Here is an 819-nt window from a genome sequence, read left to right as displayed (position 1 = left end):
AAGCAGACCCATTCGAACTCATGCAACGGCTCCATAAACGGATGCGCCGAGAGCTTGCGATCACCTACCTGGCCGAGACCGAGTTCGGCCTTGGCATCGCTGAAACCAAGGTCAGAGGGCAAATCACCTGCGATCCGGAAGCCGCGGATCGTCTGCCCGTTCTCGTAATCGATGGGCAGGAGGTGGATTGGGATCAGTTCGGCCGCATGCTGATGACTTTCGAGGGGTGGCGGTTCCACCTTGAAATCCAGGAGCCAAGCGAAGAGGTTTGAGCGAGGAGGCAAGGGGCAATGCTGATGACTCGGCAAAGGCATCAAAGTCGTCGAGCTGCCACTAATCCATGGCCCAGCATCGCAAGATCGATCGCAGGTTTCTGGCAATCGGTTGCCTGCGCAAGTGGTGTTATCCGTGGTGCCTCCCGCCGGACTGAACAATCAGCATCATGACCGAGACCGAGTTTTCCATGTTTGATCAGGACGTGCTCAGATCCTTCGCTGGCGACAAGGCTTTCGCGCGCGGTCAGGCCTATTTCCGAGAAGGATTGGTCGAACTGCTCGCAATTGAGCCAAACAGGGTTGTGGCCCGGGTTGCCGGGACACAGGACTATGCTTCCATCGTCCTGTGGCAAGACAGCTCATTCGACGGCGAATGTACGTGCCCGGCTTTTGCGCGCGATGGCTTCTGCAAACACATGGTGGCCGCCGCGCTCGCCGCGAATGTTGCGAACGCTTGTGGAACGGCAGACAGCGTCGGCGTGCTGACCAGGATTCGCACCTATCTCAGAGGCAAGGATGTTGACGTCCTGGTCGCCATGATCAC

General features: G+C 58.1%; 1 protein-coding gene and 1 pseudogene. Both read left to right on the top strand.

Going from position 1 to position 819, the window contains the following annotated elements; translation table 11 throughout:
* Window positions 1-272 (top strand): annotated as a pseudogene (locus SPHV1_RS01240) (hypothetical protein); the annotation flags it as partial.
* Between the two features lie 170 nt (window positions 273-442).
* Window positions 443-819: SWIM zinc finger domain-containing protein (locus SPHV1_RS01235; protein ID WP_197277602.1), on the top strand; the 377-nt coding region annotated here is incomplete at its 3' end.

Source organism: Novosphingobium sp. KN65.2 (assembly GCF_001368935.1).
GTDB lineage: Bacteria > Pseudomonadota > Alphaproteobacteria > Sphingomonadales > Sphingomonadaceae > Novosphingobium > Novosphingobium mathurense.
This window is presented reverse-complemented; position numbering and strand designations above follow the sequence as displayed.